Origin of the sequence: Streptomyces sp. UNOC14_S4 (assembly GCF_020740835.1) — a bacterium.
Lineage (GTDB): Bacteria > Actinomycetota > Actinomycetes > Streptomycetales > Streptomycetaceae > Streptomyces.
Map to the genome: position 1 here is coordinate 1 of NZ_JAINFC010000862.1, position 1,738 is coordinate 1,738.

The following is a 1,738-nucleotide window of genomic DNA, read 5'->3' on the forward strand; positions in this document are numbered from 1 at the left end:
GGGCCGGCGGGCCGGGCCTCACGGGCCGCCCGCGACTGCCCGGAGGGGCCCGCGGCGCCCGCGGGCCTCGGCGGCCGGGTCTGGGAGGCGCTGCGCCCGCTGGACCCGTACCGCTCGGTGAAGGCGGCGCTGGGCGCCCTGGTGATCGGGTCGGTGGTGATAACGACCTTCCTGGTCTTCGTGGCGATCCACTCGGCGACCGGGCTGCGGGTCATCACGGTCTTCTCGATCATCGCCTCGCTGCTGATAACGCAGTTCGTGGCGCACGGCCTGACGGCGCCGCTGGACGAGATGACCGAGGTCACCCGGGCGATGGCACGCGGTGACTACACCCGGCGGGTGGGGGCCGGGCGGCGGGACGAGTTCGGGGACCTGGCCACGGCCTTCAACCGGATGGCGGCCGACCTGGAGGCGGTGGACACCCACCGCAAGGAGTTGGTCGCGAACGTCTCGCACGAGCTGCGCACGCCCATCGCGGCCCTGCGGGCCGTGCTGGAGAACGTGGTGGACGGGGTCTCCGCCGCCGACCCGGAGACCATGCGCACCGCGCTGCGGCAGACCGAGCGGCTGGGGCGGCTGGTCGAGCAGCTGCTGGACCTGTCGCGGCTGGACAACGGGGTCGTGCCGCTGCACGCGCGCCGTTTCGAGGTGTGGCCGTACCTCGCGGGGGTGCTGAAGGAGGCCGGGATGGCCTCGGGCTCCTCCCCCCACTCCCGGAAGGACGTCCATCTGCACCTGGACGTGTCGCCCCCCGAGCTGACCGCGCACGCGGACGCCGAGCGGCTGCACCAGGTGGTGGCGAACCTGGTGGACAACGCCGTCAAGCACAGCCCACCGCACGGGCGGGTGACGGTGCGGGCGCGCCGGGGCGAGGGCGCGCAGTCGCTGGACCTGGAGGTGCTGGACGAGGGGCCCGGCATCCCGGAGGCGGAGCGGGACCGGGTCTTCGAGCGTTTCAACCGCGGCTCCAGGGCCCACGGGCCGTGCGGGGACGGCGGTACGGGCCTGGGCCTCGCCATCGCCCGATGGGCGGTCGACCTGCACGGCGGGAGCATCGGCGTGGCCGAATCCCCGCAAGGGTGCCGTATACAGGTCACTCTTCCGGGAGGTCCGCGTGATCAGAGTTGACGTATGGTCGGTGGCGGAGGCACACATTCGAGGGAGTGTGAGGCCCGCTTCGGCGAACCCGGATTCCCTCGGGACACGCAAAACCCCGCGTGTTTCCCGCCAAGTCATGCCCCGAAACCCCTTCGGGAATGTGACTTGCGCGACGACTGGCCCGGGTGGCCTGCATCATCGGTACAGACAGGCGTAGCCTTTATTTCCGCTGTCCATCACCTTGTGAAGCGGAAGAGGGCGGTTGCCGCCGTGTCGCCACAGTCCCCCAACACCTCGAGCATCTCGACCGACCAGGACGGGCAGGGCAAGAGTCCTGCCGACGTCTTCGGTGCCAATGAGTGGCTCGTCGACGAGATCTACCAGCAGTACCTCCAGGACCCGAACTCGGTCGACCGAGCCTGGTGGGACTTCTTCGCCGACTACAAGCCGGGTCAGCCGACGACGGCTACGCCGCCGGGCCTGACCGAGGCGGGCGCCGCTCCGGCCTCCCCCGCCGCGCAGGCCGCTCCGGCCGTCGCCGCCCCGGCTCCCGCCGTCGCCGCGCCCGCCGCGCAGCCCCCCGCCCCCGCCGCCGCCCCGCAGGCCGCCGCTCCGGCCCCTGCCGCTGCTCCCGCCGCGC

Annotated in this window: 2 protein-coding genes; both read left to right on the plus strand. The window is 72.8% G+C overall.

Going from position 1 to position 1,738, the window contains the following annotated elements; all coding sequences use genetic code 11:
* Window positions 1-90: 90 nt before the first annotated feature.
* Window positions 91-1,128: a HAMP domain-containing sensor histidine kinase gene (locus K6I34_RS36540; protein WP_229332328.1), complete on the plus strand. Its 1,038-nt coding sequence runs from the start codon at window positions 91-93 to the stop codon at window positions 1,126-1,128.
* Between the two features lie 240 nt (window positions 1,129-1,368).
* Window positions 1,369-1,738, plus strand: a 370-nt coding sequence (locus tag K6I34_RS36545) for a hypothetical protein (protein ID WP_229332327.1), incomplete at its 3' end; no start/stop codon positions are given.